Origin of the sequence: Dietzia psychralcaliphila (assembly GCF_003096095.1) — a bacterium.
Classification (GTDB): Bacteria; Actinomycetota; Actinomycetes; order Mycobacteriales; family Mycobacteriaceae; genus Dietzia; species Dietzia psychralcaliphila.
On record NZ_CP015453.1, the window covers coordinates 1,457,050 to 1,477,019 of the forward strand.

The window sequence follows — 19,970 nt, forward strand, 5'->3', positions numbered from 1 at the left end:
GGGGTTCTGTCGACTGGCAAGGGTGACGCTCCAGCCTGGGTGGTGAGGTCAGGGGAGTGCGGGCGCGGGCGGGGTGAAGGCGCCGAGCGCCGAGGAGCCGGACTGCACGATGTCGCCGACCGAACCGGCCGAGACGCCCGTGAGCATCCCCGTCAGGTCAGACGACATGCCGGCGGAACCCGTGTTGGCTTCCGTGACGCCGTCCGGGTCGATGTTGCCGGCGATCTGACCCATCGAGCCGGCCGATCCGTTGGAGGAGCCCGCTTCGAGCGTGTCGAGGGCTCCGGTCTGCGACCCGGCATCCCCGAGCGACCCGTCGACCGAACCGACCGAACCGGTGAGCGACCCGGTCTCGCCGACGGAGCCGTCGAAGAAGCCGTCGAGGTTGCCCCAGTTCCCGTCACCGATCAGCCCGGTGAGTGAACCGAGGCTTCCGAAGGACGGAGCCTCCACGACAGGCTGAGCGCCCGCGGTCGCGGCGGTGCCGAAGACGGCGAGTGCGCCGAAAGCGCCGACTGCGACGGCGGTCCGCAGCGTTGAACGAAGCGAAGCTGGAGACATGAGATTCCCCTTAAAGGAGGTGGTGGGATTTCGCCCGCGCCTGCGATGCGAAACTGTGATGCGCCTTACTTTGTGGACGCTTGCTTAGCATTACATATGCCGGATGTGATCGCAAACACATTTCTCAGAATGTGTCCACTTCGGGTGTGGGCCAGGCGCAACTGTCGCCATGAACTGGATTGATAGCGCCAGTGGCCGTCGAGATCGCGGCGCTGCTGGTGGTGCGTCGTGTCCCGTTCGGCCTAATTCATGAGGTCTTGTTCATTAGTTCCGAAACACAAATGTGACCCGTGAAAAGGCTGAGGACAGACCGGTCGACGACGGTGACCGGTGGAGTCGGCTGCGATGTCAGCGGTTGCCCGTGGATCCGATCGGCAGGGTGCCGTTGCTGCTCGGAGAGGGCGGTGTCCCGCCTTCGTAGCCGGCGAAAGCGTAGGCCTGGCCACCGGGATCGGTGCACACGAGGAACGCCCCGGCGGCGAAGTCGGTCCGCGCTCCGTGGCTCGGAGGCGAGAGTGCAACAGTGCGCGACTGGGTGGCCCCGTTGTTGACCGAGAAGGTGCCGGTTGTCCCGGCGTGGCCCGCTATCTTTGCCGCGGTGTTGCTCCGTGCTATCCAGTCTCGCGCTGCATAGGCGTCTCCGAGGATGGGGGCGATGCTCCCGGAGGGCAGGAGACCGAGTAGCGGTCCGAAGGGGACCTGCGCGGTGATCGTGCCGTCCTGGTTCTGGACGTTGCCTGAGCTGCCGAACACAGAGACGGGATCCGACTTATGGGCGAAGTTCGCGTAGTAGTGCACCGCCGCCTGGGCGACCGGCGCCGCGGTCACGCTGACGCCGACGGTGCTGTTGCCCTCGGGGCCCGCGCAGGTGAGGTTACGCCCGGAACCGTTTGCTATCGAGACGGTGACAGAGGAGAGGTTTGGCTGGGTCACCGTGACAGCCACACCGGACAGTGACGTCACCACGACCTTGCCGGCATTGACGTCACCGGGGATCGAGTTCTGGGCCCCCGCGACAGCGGGGGCCGCGGTCAGGGTGGTGAGGATCGCGGTCGCCAGCAGCGCCGCTCGGATCGGGAATGTCATGTGGGGGTCTTCCGTCGAGGTGTGGAGTGCTAGAGGGTTGGGGCGAGGCCGCCCTCGTAACCCGCGAATACGTGTGCGCGCCGGGCGCCGGTGGTCTCCGTGCAGAAGAAGAGGGCCGCGGCCTGAAAATCGGACCGTTGACCGCTCGCCGGTGTACCCAGTTGAGCACTCCACGTGACCGAGGCGTTGGCGCCGACGTTGAACGCGACATTGCCCCCGACCCGCGGATCGCCGGTGTGGCCGGCTACGCGGGCGGCCTCCTGAGCCGAGCGGATATCCATGAGGTCCGATCTGGTGGCTCCGAGTGCCTTGTTGAAACTGCCGGTGGGCAGGATGTCTAGAAGACTCCCTATCGGCATGGGGTCGAGTTCGATTCCGGTGATGTCCAACCCGACACCACCGATCGGTTGGAAGATGTTGTTGGCGTAGTAGCGCATGGACCTGGCTACTATTTCGGCCTCGGTGACCTGACCGGGGTATTCCAATCCCTGGACTCCCGGCGTGGCGCATCGGAAGCCGGTGCCGGTGGTGTTCTGGATCCGGCCGGTGACATTCGTCGCGGTGGCCTGGGCGGCGTCCACCGAGACCACGAGGCGGTTGCTGTCCGTGATCACGACGGTGCCGGCGTCGATCGCTCCGGGAATCTGCGCGTGCGCCACGGCGGGGGAGCCGAGCCCGACGGCGAGAGCCGAGATGAGTGCGAGCGTGCGGATGGGCAGTGCAGCCATGGTGGTCTCCTGGGTTCCTGGTGGAGTGTTGTCGCTTGACTCAGCTGCCGAACCGGCCGGTCTCGGACGAGGTGATGCTTCCCAGCGGGATCGTGGGCGTCGCGTCGCCGAAGTATCCCGAGAACAGGAAGTCCTGGCCAGAGATCTGACATGCGAAGAGAGCGCCGGGTCTGAAGTCCGCCGGTCGGGGCCCGGAAGCCGGGTCGTTCAACGCGACTGTCCGTGTGGTGCCGCTGGAAGCGGGAAGCGTGATCGACTCGATGACACCCACCAGTCCGTCGAGGCGTGCGGAGGTGTACATCTCGCTGAGTCGCCCGGCGGCGCCGAACTCCGAGCGTAGGCTCCCCGCGGCGCTGCCCGGTATGAGTCCGGTGATGCTCCCCAGGTCGGCACCGATGGTGATGATGTTGGTGCCGTTGCTGCCCACCGGGATCGTCATGCCGGGATCGAAGGCGTGCGGGTACGTGGCGTAGTAGTCGACCGTTCGCGCGACGATCTCGTCGGTCGTGACCGTTCCGGCGCGGCTCGTGGTGCCGGTGTCGGTTCCACGGATGCCGTTGCAGGTGATCTGTGAGGTGGTGTTGTTCTGCAGACTCACCCCGACCGTTCCAGCTGTGAGATTCGGCGCATCGACCGCGACCTGTATCAGGGTGCTGTCCACGATCACCACGTTCGTCCCGGGATCGACCCCCGGCAGATTCGCCGACGCGGGGGCGGCTGCGGCCATGACGATCGCGACCGCGGTCGTGGCGGCGGCAGTCGAAGTGGCAGCCACAGAGCGGAATCGTACGAGGGTGCGGGTAGTGGGCATACGTCCGACTCCTGGAGCGACGAGGTTGGCAAACTGCATCGGGGTGGACGCTGGGTGCCCTGACAGACGTAGTATTGACCGGAGTGATCAAAAACACAACTCACTTACACTCATGCAAAGTTAAGGCATGGAACCGCTGATCATGACGTTAGTCTGCCTATAGATGTGATTTCTATCATGGTCCGATGTTAGGTTTTTCGAGCCCGACACAGCGGGCTCACAGAGTCCTGTGGACGCGCTACGGTGTCACAGATTGATTAAGGACGGTCGCATGGCCTCGAAGCGGAAGACCTCTGCACTGCTCGCTGTAGGCCTGGTGGCCGGTATCGTTTCGCCGATCGCTCCCCTGGCCGTCGCACAGCAACTGACAACGCAGTCGACGGCGGTCACGCACACCTGTGAGCTGGTCAAGCCGTGGGGCCTCCTGGGGGCCAAGAACCAGGGGACGATCGTCAGCCCCGAGACTGTGGTGGTTCGATACCCGGCAACGGTCGCGCCGGGAGAGGTCTTCACGGCATACGTGCAACCGGGTGCCGCGGCGATGAGGACGACGGACGGTCGACAGGCCGGGCTCCTCAGCTACGACATCGCGTTCCCGTCGAATTCGACCAACCTCGCGGCCAACTACAACGGTGGCGGCAGTGGGTATTCCATTCCCGGGAACGGCCCGGCGTTGGTGGACCGGGTGGCAGCGAACGGGCAGCTCGCGACGGAGGGCCCCTTCGCGCGGATCTCGGGAGGGGCGACCGCCTTCCACGGCGCGAACTCGCGGAACGGGGATGCGGTCGATCGCTGGAAGGCCGGTATGCAGGTCGCGTCCAACACTACTTTCCGGTTCCCCGAGGTCGCGTTGAAGATGCGCGCTCCGGTGTCCCTCGCGAACGGATCGACCATCACGACCGCCCTCAAGGCGGCGGGCCAGTCCGGGGATAGCGACGATCCGACGAGGAACACCATTCAGGGGGCTGAAGAGGGTGGCTGGGGGACCGAGCGTACCAACTACTACTTCTGTGGTTCCTCGGCCAACGCGGGATCGCTGTCCACGACAACCGTCAACAGCTCACTTCCCCGATATCTCGCCAAGACCACCACGCGGATGGTCACGTCGGATACCTTGCTCCCGCTCGCCGCGCGGACGACCAACCTCACAGCGGAGGTGTCCTCCACTGAGGAGCTGATGTCCAACATCCGCCCTGGAGGGATGAATTTCACGATCCGACACAAGGCCACCGGACAGCTCCTCGCGACCGTGCCCAACGTGACGGTCGGGGCAAACGGCCAGGCCACGGCCAGTTACACCTTCCCCACCCTGTCAAACGGCTCGTACCGGGACGAGTACGAGGTCACCGCCACCTACGCCGGTCGTGTAGACGACATCGAGTCGAGCACGTCAGAGCCGGTCACGGTCAGCGTCGGCTACAACGAGGTGAACGCGAACGTAGTTCTCACCTCCACCAATGGTGCTCTCTCCGGTGGGACGATGCCCGTCACGCTTCGGGCCGCGTTCGCCCTTCCCGCCGGAAAACCGGCGCCTGCCGGCCTTGCGATCCAGCTCTTCCGGAACGATCTGCCCCACGGTGCCCCGATCACGATTCCCACGGGAACGACGACCGCGAACTACACCTTCCCGACGGACACCCTGACCCAGGCCCAGGAGACTCGGACATACCGCTACCGGGCAGAGGTCGTGCCGGTCATCTCCGGAGTGGATCGCTTCGTCGGGGGTTCCGCGACGCCAGTGGCCGCCATCGTCGTAGGCAGCAGTCCCGGCTCGCCGCTGCCCGAGGGCGGACAGGGATCGGTTGCCCTCGAGGGCTTCTTCCGCGCACCCCAGCTCGTCTGGGACTGGCTGACCGGCAGTATCGGGCAGGCCGGCGCGTTCTCATCGGGTTTCGCCGAGAACTAGCGCACTCATCGACGGCTGCGCTCACACCACCCGCACCACGGCGAACCCGAACGCCTGGCAGAAGACCGAGTCGTCGTCGGCCACCGCCCCCGAGACCAACACCGCTTCGCCGGCCAGCGGGACCCGGGACGGCTCGGTGCCCAGATTCACCACCAGCGCCAGCGAGCCGCGGTGGACCACGAGCCAGCGGCCGTCCTCGGCTTCGACCCCGCAGTCCACCCGCACCGACCCCAGCCACGGATCGCTGAGGTCGGGCTCGGACCGCCGGAGTGCGATGAGCGCGCGGTACCCCCGCAGGATCTCGGCGTGCTCGTCCTGGGTCTGCTCGGACCGGTCCAGCACCGACCGCCGGAACGTCTCCGGGTCCTGGGGGTCCGCCACCGTGGCCGGGTCCCATCCCATCTCGGCGAACTCGCGGGTCCGGCCCCGGCGCACGGCGTCGGCGAGCTCGGGCTCGGGGTGTGAGGTGAAGAAGCAGAACGGGGTCCGCGCGCCCCATTCCTCGCCCTGGAACAACATGGGGGTGAAGGGCGAGCACAGGACGATCGCGGCCTTGGCCAGCTGCTGGGCCGGGGTCAGGTTCATGGACGGCCGATCGCCCGCGGCGCGGTTGCCCACCTGGTCGTGGGTCAGGGTGTACGCCACGAACCGGCTGCCCGGTACCCGTCCCACGTCCACCGGGCGGCCATGGACCCGCCCGCGGAACGCGGACCACGTCCCGGCGTGCAGGAACGCCCCGGTGAGTACCTGCCGCAGCGACTCGAGCGACCCGAAGTCCGAGTAGTAGCCCTGGCGTTCACCCGAGACGGCGGCGTGGACGGCGTGGTGCACGTCGTCGTCCCACTGCCCCTGGAGCCCGTACCCGCCGCCCTCACGCGCGGTGACCAACCGTGGATCGTTCTGGTCCGACTCCGCCACCAGAGACAGGGGTCGCCCGAGGTGGGTGGACAGGGACTCGACCTCCACCGCCAACTGCTCGAGCAGGTGCACTGCCGAGGCGTCGTGCAGGGCGTGAACCGCGTCCAGCCGCAGGGCGTCCACGTGGAACTCGTCGAACCAGCGCAGGGCGTTGTCGATGATGTAGCGCCGCACCTCGCCCGAGTGCGGTCCGTCGAGATTGAGCCCCGCGCCCCACGGTCCGTCGGCGGCGGACAAGTACGGGCCGAACTCCGGCAGGTAGTTCCCCGACGGTCCCAGATGGTTGTAGACCACGTCCAGGCACACGCCCAGTCCGCGTGCGTGGCAGGCGTTCACGAACTCCTGGAACGCGTCCGGCCCGCCGTACGGCTCGTGCACGGCGAACCACGCCACCCCGTCGTAGCCCCATCCGTACTCGCCGTTGAAGGCGTTGACCGGCATCACCTCGACCATGTCCACGCCCAGCTCCACCAGTTCGTCAAGGAACTCGATCGCGCTGGTCAGGGTGCCGACTGGGGAGAAGGTACCTACGTGCATCTCATAGATCACCGATCCAGCCAGTTGCCGACCGGTCCACGCGTGATCGGTCCACCGGGAGGTGTCCACCCGGTGCACCCGTGAGAGCCCGTGCACGCCGTGGGGTTGACGCCGGGACCGTGGGTCGGGACGCGGATCGCTCACCTCGCCGTCGTCGCCCGTCACCACGAACCCGTAGTCCCTGCCCACCTCCCGCACGACGGTCGACGTCCACCAGCCGTCGGCGGCGCGGTGCATGGCGATCGGATCGGCATCGGCGGAGTCCAGGACGAGTCCGACGGCATCGGCTGTCGGCGCCCAGACGGAGAACGTGTCACTGCTCGGGAAGGTCACCACCCCAGGGTAGGGAATACCCCCGGAGGCGGGGCGGCGATACTTGTTCCATGACCGACCCCGGTACGCGCGTGCTCAGGCTGTCCGCCGGCCCGGACGTCACCGGTGAGTACGAGGAGAAGCGTTCGAGGTTCCTCGCAGTACTGAGGAGGTGCGACGACGAGGAGGGCGCCCGCGCGCTGGTCGCGGACCTCCGCCGTGCCCATCCGGCAGCGCGCCACCACTGCAGTGCCTTCCTCGTGGACGTCCCCGGTGCCAGCCGGATCGAGCGCAGCAACGACGACGGCGAACCCTCCGGCACCGCCGGGACCCCCATGTTGGAGGTGCTGCGTGGCAGTGGGCTGACGGGCGTGAGCGCGGTGGTCGTGAGGTGGTTCGGAGGCACGAAGTTGGGCACGGGCGGGCTCGTGCGGGCGTACGGTTCGGCGGTGTCGGCGGCCGTCGACGAGGCGTGGCGGGCGGGCCGGGTCGTAGAGGTGACGCGGACACCGGCGTGGCGCGCGGAGGTCGACCACACGCTGGCGGGAGGGCTCGAAGGGGCCGTTCGCGCCGCGGGGGCGCAGGTGCTCGGGGTGGACTACGGCCGGCGGGTGGCGTTGACCGTGGCCGGGGACATCGAGCAGCTGGGGCCGATCCTGGCCGCCCGGAGCTCTGGTGGTGTCGAATGGCGTGCGGCAGGGGTGGCGACCACCGAGAACGCGGCGCGGCGCCGAGATATGGAATCCTGATGGTATGAGCATGCAGCCCTACCAATCGAACTCGATCGAGGTCCAGAAGCAGCAGGTGCGCAAGGATGCGCGCACCACGGCGATCGCGCTGGGTGTGACCGTGGTGGCGCTGCCGATCGCGTTGTTCGCCAGTTCGTTCTTCACCGTGGTGGCGATCCTCGCGGGAATCGTGGCGATCTACAAAGGCAATCAGGTGCGCCAGGCCATCTCGGGGAAGCCGAAGAACCGCGAGCTGCGCTGACAGACCCTGATCGCCCGGCCCGCGGAGTGGACGGCGCCGCGTCGGGGTGCCAACGATCAGCCGTGGCGGCGAACCACGTCCGTGAGGTCCGCGCGATCCGCCCGGAACGTGTTGGCCGGATGTTCGGGGTCGGCGTAGCCGAACGCGATCCCGCACACGATCAGCCGGTCCTCGGGGATTCCCAGATGCTCGCGGACTCCGTCTGAGTAGAGCGCGAGCGCGGCCTGCGCGCAGGTGGACACGCCCAGCGAGGACGCCGCCGCCAGGAACGTCGCCACATAGCCACCGCAGTCGACCGCGCCGTAGGTGCCCAGGCCTGCGTCGGAGGTGATCACCGCGACGTGCGGGGCGCCGAAGAACCGGTAGTTCTCCAACATCTGGGTCAGTCGCGCATCCTTGTCGGAACGCTCGATGCCCAGCGCGGTGTAGAGGCCGTAACCGCTGGCCCGCCGCCGTTCGCCGTACACGCCCTCGTAGCGCTCGGGCGCCGGCAGATCGGAGCGCATGCCGTTGCCCAGCACGTACTCGGTGAGGTGCTTGCCGAACTCGGCGGTCGCCTGCCCGGTGACCAGGTCGACCTGCCAGGCCTGTGAGTTGCACCAGGACGCCGTGCGCTGGGCCATCTGCAGGATCCGGTCGATCGTCTCCTCGGGGACGGGCTCGGACGTGAACCCTCGGCAGCTGTAGCGGTCGTCGAGGATCTGCTCGAGCGTGGTGGCGGCGTCGGTCATGGGCCCTCCAGGGGATCGTCCGAAATTGTGATGCCAGTCTCGCACGGGGCCTGTTTCGGGCGCCCGCCAGCGCCCGCCAGCGCCCGCCAGTGCCCGCCAAGACTGGCCGACTCTGGTCCTCAGTCACTGCAACTGACCTATCGGAGTCCGACTGACCTACGGGATCCCAGCGGTCAGTCGTATTCCGGTGGGTCAGCTCCCCGTGGGACCAGGCCGCTGCACGCATTCCACAGGGCTCGGTGTCTCCACAGATGCATCCGAAACGTGGGTTCAGCACCGGGCCCCGCATTCCGCGATCGCGATGATCTGACTGTGACCGACATCAATGGCCTGCGCTCCCGTCTCCTCACCACACAACAACTTCTCGGCCGGGGCCTGAGCAGTCAGGCGCTCAGCCGTTCCGTGGAGGCACGCGAGTTGATCCGTATCAGGCCCGGGTTCTACGTCGAGGGCGACGCGCGTGAGCTCCCCCGCGACGCGCGTCACCTGCTGTCGGTTCTGGCCGCGGACACGGCACTCGGTTGTCCGGTCTTCTCCCACTCGTCCGCGGCCGTCATCCTCGGACTCCCGTCGTGGGGGCTTGCGCTACGCCGGGTCGTCGTCTCGGAAGACGGCGCTAAGGGCCGGACCCGCACGACCAATCTGACCGCGCACCGCACCCTGCGGCTCCGACGGGATGACGTCATCAGTGTCGATGGGCTTCGAGTCACGAAGCCGGCACTGACGGTGGTGGACCTCGCGACTTCGGCTAGGCGAGACGCGGCCGTTGCGGTGGCGGACGCCGCAGTCAACGGCGGGCTGGTCTCCGTGCCGGCTCTGGAGTGCGCCCTGGAGCAGGCGGTGGGCAGGATGGGGATCAAGAAGGCCCGGGCCGCGATGGTGATGGTCGACGGCCGGAGCGAGAGCGTTGCGGAGACCCTGAGCCGACTGTCGTTCAGCGATTACGGCCTGCCCACCCCGGAGACGCAGGCGAACATCTTCGATACCCATGGCAACCGAATCGCCAGAGTGGACTTCTTCTGGCGTGAATACGGGGTGATCGGCGAATGCGACGGCTTCGGCAAGTACTTCGACGGGGCGGATTCTGCCGAAACCAGGCGCCGGCTCGCCCGCGAGAAGGACCGGGACGCTGAACTGATGGCTCTCGGCTACCGGGTCGTCCACTGGAGATGGGCTGATCTGGAACAGCCTTGGCTGCTGGCCGAGCGGATCAGGCGTGTGCTCTTTCCGGTTGCAGCGTGAACTTCCGGTTGGAGCTTGAACGGCCCCGACGGCAGACCTATCGGATTTCGCCTGACCTGTGGGATCCCGTAGGTCAGTCGCAATCCGATAGGTGAGGTTGCGGGATTGCTGGTGCTCGGCGGGGCAGGGCGGAATGGAGCCTGCCGTGCCACGGTTATCCTCACCGTATGGCAGTGCGGGTGGACGCGTGGACGTGGTCGGTGCGGCTGTTCCCGTCGCGGACCAAGGCGGCGGCCGCCTGCCGTGGCGGTCACGTCAAAGTCAATGGGGACGCCGTGCAACCGTCGAAGAGCGTCGTGCCCGGGGATCGCGTCCAGGTGACCGGTGCGCTCGGCCGGATCCGCATCCTCGAGGTCGTACGGACGGTCAACAAGCGGGTGGGTGCTCCCGTTGCCGCGACCTGCTACATCGATCACTCGCCACCGCCTCCGCCCAAGGAGGTGGTGGCCTCACAACCGCGGCGTGACAGGGGCGCGGGGCGGCCCACCAAGCGCGAGCGGCGGGAGACCGACCGGCTGCAGGGCCGCGGGTAGACCGATCGGCTGCAGGGCCGCGAGGCTGCAGGGCCGCGGGTAGACCGACCGGCTGCAGGGCCGCGGGTAGACCGACAGGTCACAGGGTCACCGGCGAGGCCGAACGCGTGCGAACCCTCAGTCGGCCTCGCGCACGATCAGCACGACCGGCGACCCGCTGAGCAGGTCGCCCACGTCCACGCGTCCGGAGATCGACCGGCCGTCCGGGCGGACAGCCCATTCACCGTCCGGGAGCTGGACCGACGTACCGGCGACGTCTGCGGCGCCGACGACCGCGGTGCGCCGCCGGGCGATCATGCCGACCGCAGGCCGGCCGGCGACGGAGCGGGTGAACGCCACCACGTCGGCGGCAGCGGGGCCCCGCACCGGAAGCGGGACGTGGGCACCGCCCGCCATGGCAGCCGGGTGCTCACGCCGGATCCGCAGCGCCTCGCGGACCAGCGTGAACTTGGGGTGCCCGCTGCGGGCGACCGCTCCGGAGCGCAGGGGCGCGTAGTCCACGAACCGGCGGTTGTCCGGGTCGACCAGCGAGTCCTCCCACACCTCCGTGCCCTGGTATACGTCGGGCACCCCGGGGGACATCAGTTGGGTCGCCTTGGCGATCAGCGAGTTGTCGCGACCGGCCGGGGCGATCCGCCGGGCGAACGGGGCCAGCAGCGCGCCACCCGAGTCGAGCAGTGTGTCGATCCACTTGTGGGCCGAGGATTCGAAGTCCCCGTCCTGATCGGTCCACGTGGTGTGCACGGCCGCTTCACGCAGTGCCTTCTCGGCGTAGTCGTGTAGTCGGGACCGCAGAACGTCGGAGGGCTCGCCCGACTCCGGCCATACGCCCACGATCACCTGGAGCAGGAAGTAACCGGCGTCCTCGGCGGGCGGCGGAAACCTCCGGAACACCTCGGCGACGAGATCCGCCCACTCTCCGGGCAGCTGCGAGAGCACCGAGATCCGGGCACGCACGTCCTCGCCCCGCTTGGTGTCGTGGGTGCTCAGCGTCGTCATCGCCAACGGAGTGGCGCGGGCGCGCTCGGCCATCGCCAGGTGGAAGGCCTCCACCGGCAGGCCCATACGGCCCGGCGAGCCGCCGACCTCGTTCAGCGAGACCAGCCGACCGAGCCGGTAGAACAGGCGGTCTTCCTCGGCCTTGGCGGTGGCCGCGCCGGTGACCTGTGCCAATCGGATCGAGGCCTCGCCGCCGAGAGCCAACGCCCCCGCCACGAGCCGGAGTGCAGACTCCAGTTTGGGCTCTTGGCGCTGCAGGTCCTCCATGATCGACGGGAGGGTGCCCCGCAGGACGGGGTAGTCGGCGCGGTAGACGGGCGTCTTCGCGATCACCGAGACCAGGGCCTCACGGAGCATGGCGTCCGCGTCGTCGTCGCCACCGTCGATCCCACCACCGGCCACACCGTCCGGACCGACACTCGACACTCCGATCGGGTCCTGACCCGCGGCGTCGCTCGACTCCCGCCCACCGGCGGCATCCCGCCGGACCGCTCGAGCCAGCCGCGTCAGCTCGGGGGACAGGTCCTCGATCACGATCTGCCGCTTGAGCAGCGCGGACTGCTCGTGGACCTGCTCCTCGTCACCGGGGCCGCCGGAGTACCGCGTGGCCAGCTCGGTCAACCGAGCCTGCCCGCTGTGGTCCACCAGCATCTGGTCGATCAGACGGAGGGCGTCGTAGCCGGTGGTCCCGTCGACGGGCATGGCGGGCTCGAGTACCTCGGCGGGGGCGAGGATCTTCTCGACCAGCAGCCATCGGTCGTCGCCGGCCAGCTCGCGGAGCCGACGGGCGTAGCCCACCGGGTCGGCGAGGCCGTCGGGGTGGTCGACCCGGATGCCGTCGACCAGGTCCTCCTCGCACCAGCGGCGTACCTCGGAGTGGGTGGCGTCGAAGACCGCGGGGTCCTCCTGCCGGAGGCCGGCGAGCCCGGTGACGGTGAAGAACCGCCGGTAGCCCAGGAGTGGCTCGCGCCAGTGGACCAGCCGGTAGTGCTGCCGGTCGTGAACCTGCTGCGCGCTGCCCTCCCCGGTGCCGGGAGCCACCGGGAAGCGGTGGTCGTAGAAGTGGAGCTCGGCCTCAACTGAACCGGCCTCGCCGGAGCCGGAGCCGGACTCGGTGCCGGAGCCGGACTCGGTCCCGGGGCCGGTGGGGGTGACGACGACGAGCTGCTCGATGTCCTCCGGTGATCCCAGCACCGGGATCGCGATCCGGCCGTCCGCCCCGTTGGCGGGTTCGGTGTCGAAGTCGAAGAACGAGAAGTACGGCGAATCGGGGCCCCGCCGCAGCGCGTCCCACCACCACCGGTTCGCGACCGGCTGGTCGACACCCAGGTGGTTGGGCACGATGTCCACCACGACGCCCAGCCCGTGGGCCCGGCACGCCTGCCGCAGGGACCGTAGCGCGTCGATGCCACCGAGTTCCGCGGCCACTGTGGTCGGGTCCACCACGTCGTACCCGTGGGTCGATCCGGGGGTCGCGGTCATCAGGGGCGACAGGTACACCGAGCCCACGCCGAGGTCGGCGAGGTAGGGGACCAGCTCCTCGACGTCGGCCAGGACGAACCCGCGGCCGTCAGGGTCGGAGGCGGGCGTCCGCAGCTGCACGCGGTAGGTGCTCGCCAGTGCCGCGCCCCGTCGCAGCGGCCCGGTCGTGGGCTGGTCCGCGGCGGCCACGATCAGGTGACCTTGCGCAGGACGATCGTGCCGCGATCGGCCACGGTGATCGTGTCGTCCGAACCCAGCTCACCGGCGCGTTCCTCGAGGTGGTCGGCGGTGTCCAGGACGACCTCCCAGCTCTCGGCGTACTCGGAACCCAGCAGCGAGAACTCGATGGGCTCGTGGTGGGCGTTGAACAGCATGAGGAACGAGTCGTCGATGATCCGCTGGCCGCGCGCGTCGGGCTCGTGGATGCCCTCGCCGTTGAGGTAGACGGCCAGGGACTTGCCGAAGCCGGAATCCCAGTCCTTGCGGGTCATCTCCGAACCGTCGGGGCTGAACCAGGCGATGTCCTGGGGGTCTTCGTCGTCGCGGAGCACCGTGCCGAAGAACCTGCGCCGGCGGAACACCGGGTGGTCCTTGCGCAAGCGGACGAGTCTGCGGGTGAACGCGAGGAGATCCTCCTTCTCCTCGTCCAGTTCCCAGCTCATCCATGCGAGCTCGTTGTCCTGGCAGTAGACGTTGTTGTTGCCGCTCTGCGTGCGGGCGACCTCGTCACCGTGGGCGATCATCGGCGTCCCCTGCGACAGGATCAGGGTGGTGAGCATGTTGCGGCGCTGCCGGTGGCGCAGGTCCAGCACGGCCGGGTCGTCGGTGGGGCCCTCGACGCCGCAGTTCCAGGAGCGGTTGTGGCTCTCGCCGTCGTTGCCGTCCTCGCCGTTGGCCTCGTTGCGCTTCTCGTTGTAGCTGACCAGGTCGTTGAGGGTGAAGCCGTCGTGGGCGGTGACGAAGTTGATGGACGCGGTGGGGCGTCGGCCGGTGTTCTCGTACAGGTCCGAGGAGCCGGTCAGGCGCGAGGCGAACTCGCCCAGGGTGGCGGGCTCCCCGCGCCAGAAGTCGCGGACGGTGTCGCGGAACTGCCCGTTCCACTCGGTCCACAGTGGCGGGAAGTTGCCCACCTGGTAGCCGCCCTCGCCCACGTCCCACGGCTCCGCGATGAGTTTGACCTGGCTGACCACCGGGTCCTGCTGGACCAGGTCGAAGAACGAGGACAGCCTGTCGACGTCGTGCAGTCCCCGGGCCAGGGCGGAGGCGAGGTCGAACCGGAAGCCGTCGACGTGCATGTCGAGGACCCAGTACCGCAGCGAGTCCATGATGAGTTGCAGGGAGTGCGGGTGCCGGACGTTGAGCGTGTTCCCGGTGCCCGTGTAGTCCATGTAGTGCTGCTCGTCGCCCTCGACCAGTCGGTAGTAGGCCTGATTGTCGATCCCGCGGAAGCCGATCGTCGGCCCCATGTGGTTGCCCTCGGCGGTGTGGTTGTAGACCACGTCCAGGATCACCTCGATGCCGGCGTCGTGGAACGCCTTGACCATGGCCTTGAACTCGCTCACCGCGTCGCCCGGCTTTTCGGCGAAGGCGTACTCGTTGTGCGGGGCCAGGAACCCGAAGCTGTTGTAGCCCCAGTAGTTGCGCAGACCCATGTCCACCAGGCGCTGGTCCTGCATGAACTGGTGGACCGGCATCAACTCGATCGCCGTGACGCCGAGGTCGGTCAGGTAGTCGATGATCGCCGGGTGGGTCATGCCGGCGTAGGTGCCGCGCATCTCGGCGGGGATGTCCGGGTGCGTGGCGGTCATGCCCTTGACGTGGGCCTCGTAGATCACCGTGTTGTGGTACTCGTGTCCGGGCGAACGGTCGTTTCCCCAGTCGAAGTACGGGTTGATCACGACGGTGACCATGGTGTGGCCGAGCGAGTCCTCGGTGTTGCGGCTGTCCGGATCGTCGAGGTCGTAGCTGTGCAGGCTCGGGTGTCCGTCGAACTCGCCGTCGAACGCCTTCCCGTACGGGTCGAGCAGCAACTTCGAGGGGTCGCAGCGCAGACCGTGTTCGGGCTCGTACGGTCCGTGCACGCGGAAGCCGTATCGCTGTCCGGGTGTCACGCCGAACAGGTAGCAGTGCCAGATGTTGCCGTCGACCTCGGTGAGCTCGACGCGCGTCTCCGCGCCCTCCCGATCGATCAGGCAGAGCTCGACGCGCTCGGCGACCTCGGAGAACAGGGAGAAGTTGGTACCGGTCCCGTCGTAGGTGGCACCGAGGGGGAAGGCGGTACCAGGCCAGGCGCGGATGAGCTCTGGGGCGGACTGCTGCGCGTCGTCGTTGGTCACAAGGCCCAACAGTAGTGCTTATCGGGGCGAGCGACGGTGTGCCGGGCCCCCGGCGGTCACCACCAGCCGGTCGCGGGCCCCATCTGCCGGGCCAGTTCGCCCGACGCGGACCGGACCCAGGAGCCCGAGAGGTGGTGGGAATCGTGGTAGACGATCACGTTGCCCACCACGACCGGGCAGTTCTCCGCGTCGCACAGGCCGTCGGTGAGGTCGATCAGCCGCACCGAGTCGATCCCGGCCCCGGCGAGTCCGGCGGGGTTGATCGGCGCGATGGACCGCTCCCGGGGCATCCCGCACTCTTCGGGAGTTCCACCGTCTCCCAGGCAGTCCCCGGCGCGGATCGGGCCGCGTCCCTGGTTGAGCCACGGGGTGTCGCGGATGGCGATCACGCCGATGCCCTGCTGGTCCAGTGCGCGCCAGAGCTCCACGTACTGGCGCGGGGCGATGTCCGGACCCACGACCCCCACCGGCCGGGTGGCGGTGGTGAACACGAACTCGGGCGCCAGGCCCACGAGGGCGGCCAGGGCGGCCGGGGTCCACTCGGCGCAGCTCTCGTACAGCGGCTCGTCACTGTCGGACACCGAGGCGTCCAGGGTGAGGGGGCACCCCATCTTGAGCAGCGTCACCACGCGGAAGCCGTAGTGGCGCCCGACCTCGTCGAGGCCGCTGATCCAGTGCTCGGCGTGCGAACCTCCCACCAGCGCGACGGTGCGTGGCGCCGTGACATCGCCGTACACACACATCTGCACCTCGGACGACTCGAAGTTCGAGATGCACCCGTCCATGGTGCTCACGGGCAGGTCGTTGCCCACCTGCAGGAGGGAGGGGAGGTAGCCGACGCCCTCGGGGGCCGGGACCCCGTCGAAGAAGGCGCGGGCCCCGGGGTGGTCCGGGTCGGTGAGGGAGTCGACGTAGGGCACGGCCGAGCGGGAGGCGGACGTGGCCGTCCACCATCCGACGGTGCCGAGACTGGCCACGGCGGCGACGACGACGAGGACGGTCGCCTTCACGAAACGTTGCTGATCGCGGGCGGACCTTCCGGGCCCCTTGCGGAGTGCGTCCCGCTGCTGGGCCGCGGGTGTGGCCCGGCTCCGTGCCCGGCTGGCCATCCGCAGCGGTCGTTCGACGTACTTCTCGGTGAGGAGGGCCAACACCACGGAGACCGCGACGATCACCAGCCCAGACACCAGCGTGATCTCGGCCTGCTGGTCGTAGGAGAGCCAGAGGATGAGCAGAGGCCAGTGCCACAGGTACAAGGAGTACGAGATGTCGCCAAGGCGGCGGAACACCCTGGCGGACAACAGCCAGGTGACCGGGTCCCTCCGTGGCGTCGCGCGTTCACCCTCGGGGAGGTTGCCGCCGAGGATGATCAGCAGGGCCCCACCGATCGGATACCACGCCAGGGGGCCGGGGAAATAGGCGGCGCCGTCGAACAGGAAGCCGGTGCTCACCACGAGGAACAACCCCGCGATCGTGCTGAGCATGCGCAGCGGCCACGGCAGCACGATCCCGGCGAGCAGGATCGCCACGAGGCCGCCGATGAGCAGCTCCCACATGCGGGCGCCGGTGTCGTAGTAGTTCCACGGCTGGTTGACCGCCTGGCCATGCGCGGACCACCACACCGATGCCGCGGTGCCCGCGGCCACGACCACCAGGAGGAACGTCGTGGGCGTACCTCTCCGCACGACGAGCCGCCACAACGCGGTCAGGCCCAGGACGACGGCCAGGGCGACCAGGTAGAACTGCCCCTGCACCGACATGGACCACAGGTGCTGCAGCGGCGAGATGGTGGCGTCGGCCGCGGCGTAGTCCTGGGAGGTGAGTGCGAGTTCCCAGTTCTGGTAGTAGAACAGCGACGCGAGGGTCTGTTCGAAGATCGATGACCACTGGGTGGGGGGTTTGATGAGGATCGTTCCCGCCACGGTCGCGGCCACCGTGACCACGAGCGCCGGGTACAGCCGGCGGACCAGCCGCGTGAGGTGGGGGATCGGGTTGAGCGGGGTGCGTCCGTCCGAGGCTCCGCGCAGGAGCGATCCCAGGAAGAAGAACCCGGACAGGGTGAGGAACACGTCCACGCCGCCGGAGACGCGGCCCATCCAGATGTGGAACACCACGACCAGGGCGATCGCCAGCCCGCGCAGCCCGTCGATGTCGTGCCGGTAGGCCATCTTCCCGCGCCGGCGGCGAGCAGGCGCGGCCGGGGTTTCAGTGGCCACTGGCGGGTACTTCCTGACGGTTCGTCCGGTCTGTGCAAGCGCCCCGACTCTGCGAGCGCGCACACCCGGAGCATGGCGGAGCCGCGTCCGATTACACCACAGACGGTCGATTCCGCCCGCGTTGGTACAGTCCCGCCCATGTTCAGCTCGCCGCCGTCCCGCGCCGTGGGCACCCTGTCGGGTGTGGTCGGGCCGGCCGTCGCCGCGCTGCTGGTGTGGATCGTGTCCGCACCCCGCTCGGAGTTGCTCTCGGTGGGCGACGGAAGGGGGCTGCGACTCCCGGAGTCCGGGACGGACGGCGGCAGTCAGCTCCTGATGCTGATCATCCTGCTGGGTGCCGCGGTGGTGTCGGCGGTGCTGGTGCTGTGGCACCGGCACCCGGGCCTCCGGCGGCCGGGTGGGATCCCCGTGTTCCTGCTGCTACCGGGACTGACGTGCGCGGTCGCCGCGGCTGTCGCCACCCCACTGGCCGCGCTCCTGGCTCCGCCGGCACAGGACGCGCCGTACGGGGCGGTGGTGGCGCAGTCGCCGGCGGTGGGGGCGCTGTTCTTCGACCGGATGATCTACGGGACGTCAGGGCCGTCGTGGGACTGGTTCCCGCCCGGAGCCGGATGGCTGGTCTTCGGCGCGATGATCGCGGCGTTCACTGTCGCCGTGCTGGCCCACTTCAGCTATTCGTCGGATCTGCGCGACGGTCTCGACGGCGCGGAGCCGGGGAATCCACCGGAACAGCGCGGGGCAACAGGCCAGGTTCAGAGTTCCTGAGCCGAGTCGCAGAGAGGCAGTGCTGTTCCGGAGCCATCTGTGATGGCGCTGAGGTACTGGAGCTGAGACGCGAGATTGCTGTGCAGGTCACGCTGCTCGGTCGTCGCGTCGAGGAGAACTGGCCCCTCAGGGGAAGGAGGCAGCACGTCGTCAAACGCTGCTGCCCGCTCCGAGTACACCGCCATCAGGTCGCGCTGGTCGAGCAGATCCGAGATGAGATCCAGATGCTCTCGATAGACGATGAGTGCAGCCACATGCTCAACGAGTTCGGCTCGTATCGCTCCGATACGTTGTTGCTCCCTCTGCCACTGGTGACGCAACTCCGGTTGGGACCTTGACGGCATCGGGGGAGCTGTCGAGGTGAACCGATAGAGACTCAGAGCCCGCTCCGTCAGATTGCCGAGAACACTTGAGACGTCGATCCGGCCGACGCCAGCGGCGAGCTCCTCCGACCTCCATGCCCGGGTGCGGACAATCGCAGCAGCCTGCCATCGGGCCATCCAGATGATCCGGAGCTCGATCTCGGTGGCGTGTCCGCCGCCCACGGCGTCGTCCTGAGGAGTTCTGGTACTTGTGCGCGTCGTCTCACCGGATCCGCGCGGCCAGATGAGTGCCACCAACCACGCCACGCCGAAGAACAGCGAAAGCTCGGGACGGGCGGCACTTGCCACTGTGAGGACGAACAGCGCCCAGAGGACCACCCGACGGCCCCGGAATAATTGAAGTCTCGGAGCGACCTCGTCGGGTTTGGCGTCCGGTCTGAAAGGAAGCGGGATCGCTGCGGGGAGCTGCTCCAGTGCGATCTCGCGTCTCCGTCGATGTGTCAGGCCAGCCGCGCTGTGGTCGAAGGGGTGGAGGTCGAAGACGCCCTGTATCGGGGCTGCGCGTTGCAGCGCGCTCTCAACGAGTTCGACAGTCTCGGCAAGAGCCTGATCAAGCGGGCGTTCTGCTCCAGTCGGCATCGCGGTTCTCCTAGAAGATGGTGACGCCAGGAACTTTATTCAGTTGGTCAGGTGATCGAGTCCGTTACCGCTTTCTGCCCGGTCCGGGGATTCGGCTGCGCAGCGGTCACTTTTATGTCCCGGAAGAACGGCACTGCTCGATGTCCGCGGGCGGCCGGAGTGTCGCGAACTGATCGGTGATCCGCAGTCTGCGCTCGGAGAACCGGTACAGCGCGGCGGGCCGACCGCCCGAGGGGCCCGGCGGCGCGCTTCGTCCGCAACGCACCAGTTCGCCTCGCCGGGTGAGCACCCGCTGGAGGTTGGTCGGGTCCACCGGGTGGCCGAGGGCGGCTGCGTAGTGCTGGGCCAGGGTGGAGAGGGTGAACTCCTCCGGCGCGAGCGCGAAACCCAGGGTGGAATAGGAGAGCTTGGCGGCGAGCCGGGCCCGTGCGCGGGCGACGATCTCGGCGTGGTCGAAGACGGTGTCGGGGAGCCGGTCCACCCGGAACCACGCCGTGTCCTCGGGGACGGCCGGGTCGGCATCACTGGGCAGCACCCCGAGGAAACCCGAGGCGAACACCCGGCGGCCTGGCACGCGCGACGGCTCGGAGAACTCCGCGACGGATTCCAGGTGGCTCAAGGAACGCACATCGACCTTCTCGGCGAGCTGCCGGGTGGCGGAGGCGGCCAGGTCCTCGTCGTCCCTGACGCCGCCGCCGGGGAGCGCCCACCGTCCGGCCGCCGGGCCGAGCGCGTGTTGCCACAGCAACACGTGGAGCACGGGAGAGGCGGCCTGCGGGACCGGCCGGACCTGGCCCACGACTACGAGTACCTCGTGCCCGGTGTTAGACTGTGACATGTTTTCGATTCTAAGTC

17 protein-coding genes are annotated in these 19,970 nt (G+C 68.4%); 6 read left to right on the forward strand and 11 right to left on the reverse strand.

The genetic code is table 11. The annotated features are described in order from the left end of the window. Positions 1-48: 48 nt before the first annotated feature. The 4 genes from A6048_RS06550 to A6048_RS06565 form a co-directional block, all read right to left on the reverse strand. On the reverse strand, positions 49-561 hold the full coding sequence (locus tag A6048_RS06550) for a hypothetical protein (RefSeq protein WP_107748324.1): 513 nt from the start codon (positions 559-561) through the stop codon (positions 49-51). Positions 562-909: 348 nt separating this feature from the next. After that, positions 910-1,647 (reverse strand): hypothetical protein, encoded by a 738-nt coding sequence (locus tag A6048_RS06555; RefSeq protein ID WP_107748325.1) that lies wholly within the window; start codon positions 1,645-1,647, stop codon positions 910-912. Between the two features lie 29 nt (positions 1,648-1,676). Continuing rightward, entirely contained in the window at positions 1,677-2,375 is a 699-nt protein-coding gene (locus A6048_RS06560) for a hypothetical protein (protein WP_107748326.1), read from the reverse strand. Positions 2,376-2,415: 40 nt separating this feature from the next. After that, positions 2,416-3,150 carry a hypothetical protein gene (locus A6048_RS06565; RefSeq protein ID WP_108835162.1) on the reverse strand — a complete coding sequence of 245 codons (735 nt, stop codon included), beginning with the start codon at positions 3,148-3,150 and terminating at the stop codon, positions 2,416-2,418. Positions 3,151-3,457: 307 nt separating this feature from the next. Here A6048_RS06565 and A6048_RS06570 point away from each other — a divergent pair, with 307 nt between their 5' ends. Further along, a complete protein-coding gene (locus A6048_RS06570; protein ID WP_107748328.1) occupies positions 3,458-5,092 on the forward strand; it encodes a hypothetical protein in 1,635 nt (544 codons plus the stop codon). 21 nt (positions 5,093-5,113) lie between these two features. On the opposite strand, the gene treZ is transcribed toward A6048_RS06570, so the two are convergent. Beyond that, positions 5,114-6,880: a malto-oligosyltrehalose trehalohydrolase gene (gene treZ / locus A6048_RS06575; protein WP_107748458.1), complete on the reverse strand. Its 1,767-nt coding sequence runs from the start codon at positions 6,878-6,880 to the stop codon at positions 5,114-5,116. Positions 6,881-6,930: 50 nt separating this feature from the next. Here treZ and A6048_RS06580 point away from each other — a divergent pair, with 50 nt between their 5' ends. After that, a complete protein-coding gene (locus A6048_RS06580) occupies positions 6,931-7,608 on the forward strand; it encodes an IMPACT family protein (protein WP_107748329.1) in 678 nt (225 codons plus the stop codon). 4 nt (positions 7,609-7,612) lie between these two features. After that, on the forward strand, positions 7,613-7,849 hold the full coding sequence (locus A6048_RS06585; protein WP_107748330.1) for a hypothetical protein: 237 nt from the start codon (positions 7,613-7,615) through the stop codon (positions 7,847-7,849). A gap of 56 nt (positions 7,850-7,905) precedes the next feature. Here A6048_RS06585 and A6048_RS06590 read toward each other — a convergent pair whose 3' ends face one another. Continuing rightward, positions 7,906-8,580 carry a nitroreductase gene (locus tag A6048_RS06590; protein WP_107748331.1) on the reverse strand — a complete coding sequence of 225 codons (675 nt, stop codon included), beginning with the start codon at positions 8,578-8,580 and terminating at the stop codon, positions 7,906-7,908. A 312-nt stretch (positions 8,581-8,892) separates the two neighbouring features. Here A6048_RS06590 and A6048_RS06595 point away from each other — a divergent pair, with 312 nt between their 5' ends. Together A6048_RS06595 and A6048_RS06600 are read left to right on the forward strand one after the other, a co-directional pair. Further along, entirely contained in the window at positions 8,893-9,822 is a 930-nt protein-coding gene (locus A6048_RS06595) for a type IV toxin-antitoxin system AbiEi family antitoxin domain-containing protein (RefSeq protein WP_107748332.1), read from the forward strand. Positions 9,823-9,989: 167 nt separating this feature from the next. Further along, positions 9,990-10,355 (forward strand): RNA-binding S4 domain-containing protein, encoded by a 366-nt coding sequence (locus A6048_RS06600; RefSeq protein WP_107748333.1) that lies wholly within the window; start codon positions 9,990-9,992, stop codon positions 10,353-10,355. Between the two features lie 117 nt (positions 10,356-10,472). On the opposite strand, the gene A6048_RS06605 is transcribed toward A6048_RS06600, so the two are convergent. Genes A6048_RS06605 through A6048_RS06615 form a run of 3 tightly spaced genes read right to left on the reverse strand, consistent with a single transcriptional unit; the run spans position 10,473 to position 17,388 of the window. Continuing rightward, positions 10,473-13,025, reverse strand: a complete 2,553-nt coding sequence (locus A6048_RS06605; protein ID WP_107748334.1) for a malto-oligosyltrehalose synthase — start codon at positions 13,023-13,025, stop codon at positions 10,473-10,475. 2 nt (positions 13,026-13,027) lie between these two features. After that, complete coding sequence (gene glgX / locus A6048_RS06610) at positions 13,028-15,172, reverse strand: glycogen debranching protein GlgX (RefSeq protein WP_107748335.1); 2,145 nt, start codon at positions 15,170-15,172, stop codon at positions 13,028-13,030. Between the two features lie 56 nt (positions 15,173-15,228). Further along, complete coding sequence (locus A6048_RS06615; protein WP_107748336.1) at positions 15,229-17,388, reverse strand: acyltransferase family protein; 2,160 nt, start codon at positions 17,386-17,388, stop codon at positions 15,229-15,231. A 138-nt stretch (positions 17,389-17,526) separates the two neighbouring features. Between A6048_RS06615 and A6048_RS06620 the strand changes: the two genes are divergently transcribed. Then, positions 17,527-18,153 carry a hypothetical protein gene (locus A6048_RS06620; protein ID WP_235027330.1) on the forward strand — a complete coding sequence of 209 codons (627 nt, stop codon included), beginning with the start codon at positions 17,527-17,529 and terminating at the stop codon, positions 18,151-18,153. Here the strand turns inward: A6048_RS06620 and A6048_RS06625 are convergent. After that, positions 18,141-19,115, reverse strand: a complete 975-nt coding sequence (locus A6048_RS06625) for a hypothetical protein (RefSeq protein ID WP_108835163.1) — start codon at positions 19,113-19,115, stop codon at positions 18,141-18,143. The two genes, A6048_RS06620 and A6048_RS06625, sit on opposite strands and share 13 nt — an antisense overlap. A 112-nt stretch (positions 19,116-19,227) precedes the next feature. After that, positions 19,228-19,953, reverse strand: coding sequence for an NUDIX hydrolase (locus A6048_RS06630; RefSeq protein ID WP_107748338.1), 726 nt, complete (start codon positions 19,951-19,953; stop codon positions 19,228-19,230). Between the last annotated feature and the right edge of the window lie 17 nt (positions 19,954-19,970).

What these genes read in the sequence shown, in the direction of transcription:
- A6048_RS06550 (WP_107748324.1), bottom strand. Translation starts at nt 561, where the DNA reads ATGTCTCCAGCTTCGCTTCGTTCAACGCTGCGGACCGCCGTCGCAGTC.
- A6048_RS06600 (WP_107748333.1), top strand. Translation starts at nt 9,990, where the DNA reads ATGGCAGTGCGGGTGGACGCGTGGACGTGGTCGGTGCGGCTGTTCCCG.
- A6048_RS06590 (WP_107748331.1), bottom strand. Translation starts at nt 8,580, where the DNA reads ATGACCGACGCCGCCACCACGCTCGAGCAGATCCTCGACGACCGCTAC.
- A6048_RS06570 (WP_107748328.1), top strand. Translation starts at nt 3,458, where the DNA reads ATGGCCTCGAAGCGGAAGACCTCTGCACTGCTCGCTGTAGGCCTGGTG.
- A6048_RS06580 (WP_107748329.1), top strand. Translation starts at nt 6,931, where the DNA reads ATGACCGACCCCGGTACGCGCGTGCTCAGGCTGTCCGCCGGCCCGGAC.
- A6048_RS06560 (WP_107748326.1), bottom strand. Translation starts at nt 2,375, where the DNA reads ATGGCTGCACTGCCCATCCGCACGCTCGCACTCATCTCGGCTCTCGCC.
- A6048_RS06555 (WP_107748325.1), bottom strand. Translation starts at nt 1,647, where the DNA reads ATGACATTCCCGATCCGAGCGGCGCTGCTGGCGACCGCGATCCTCACC.
- A6048_RS06625 (WP_108835163.1), bottom strand. Translation starts at nt 19,115, where the DNA reads ATGCCGACTGGAGCAGAACGCCCGCTTGATCAGGCTCTTGCCGAGACT.
- A6048_RS06620 (WP_235027330.1), top strand. Translation starts at nt 17,527, where the DNA reads ATGTTCAGCTCGCCGCCGTCCCGCGCCGTGGGCACCCTGTCGGGTGTG.
- A6048_RS06630 (WP_107748338.1), bottom strand. Translation starts at nt 19,953, where the DNA reads ATGTCACAGTCTAACACCGGGCACGAGGTACTCGTAGTCGTGGGCCAG.
- A6048_RS06585 (WP_107748330.1), top strand. Translation starts at nt 7,613, where the DNA reads ATGAGCATGCAGCCCTACCAATCGAACTCGATCGAGGTCCAGAAGCAG.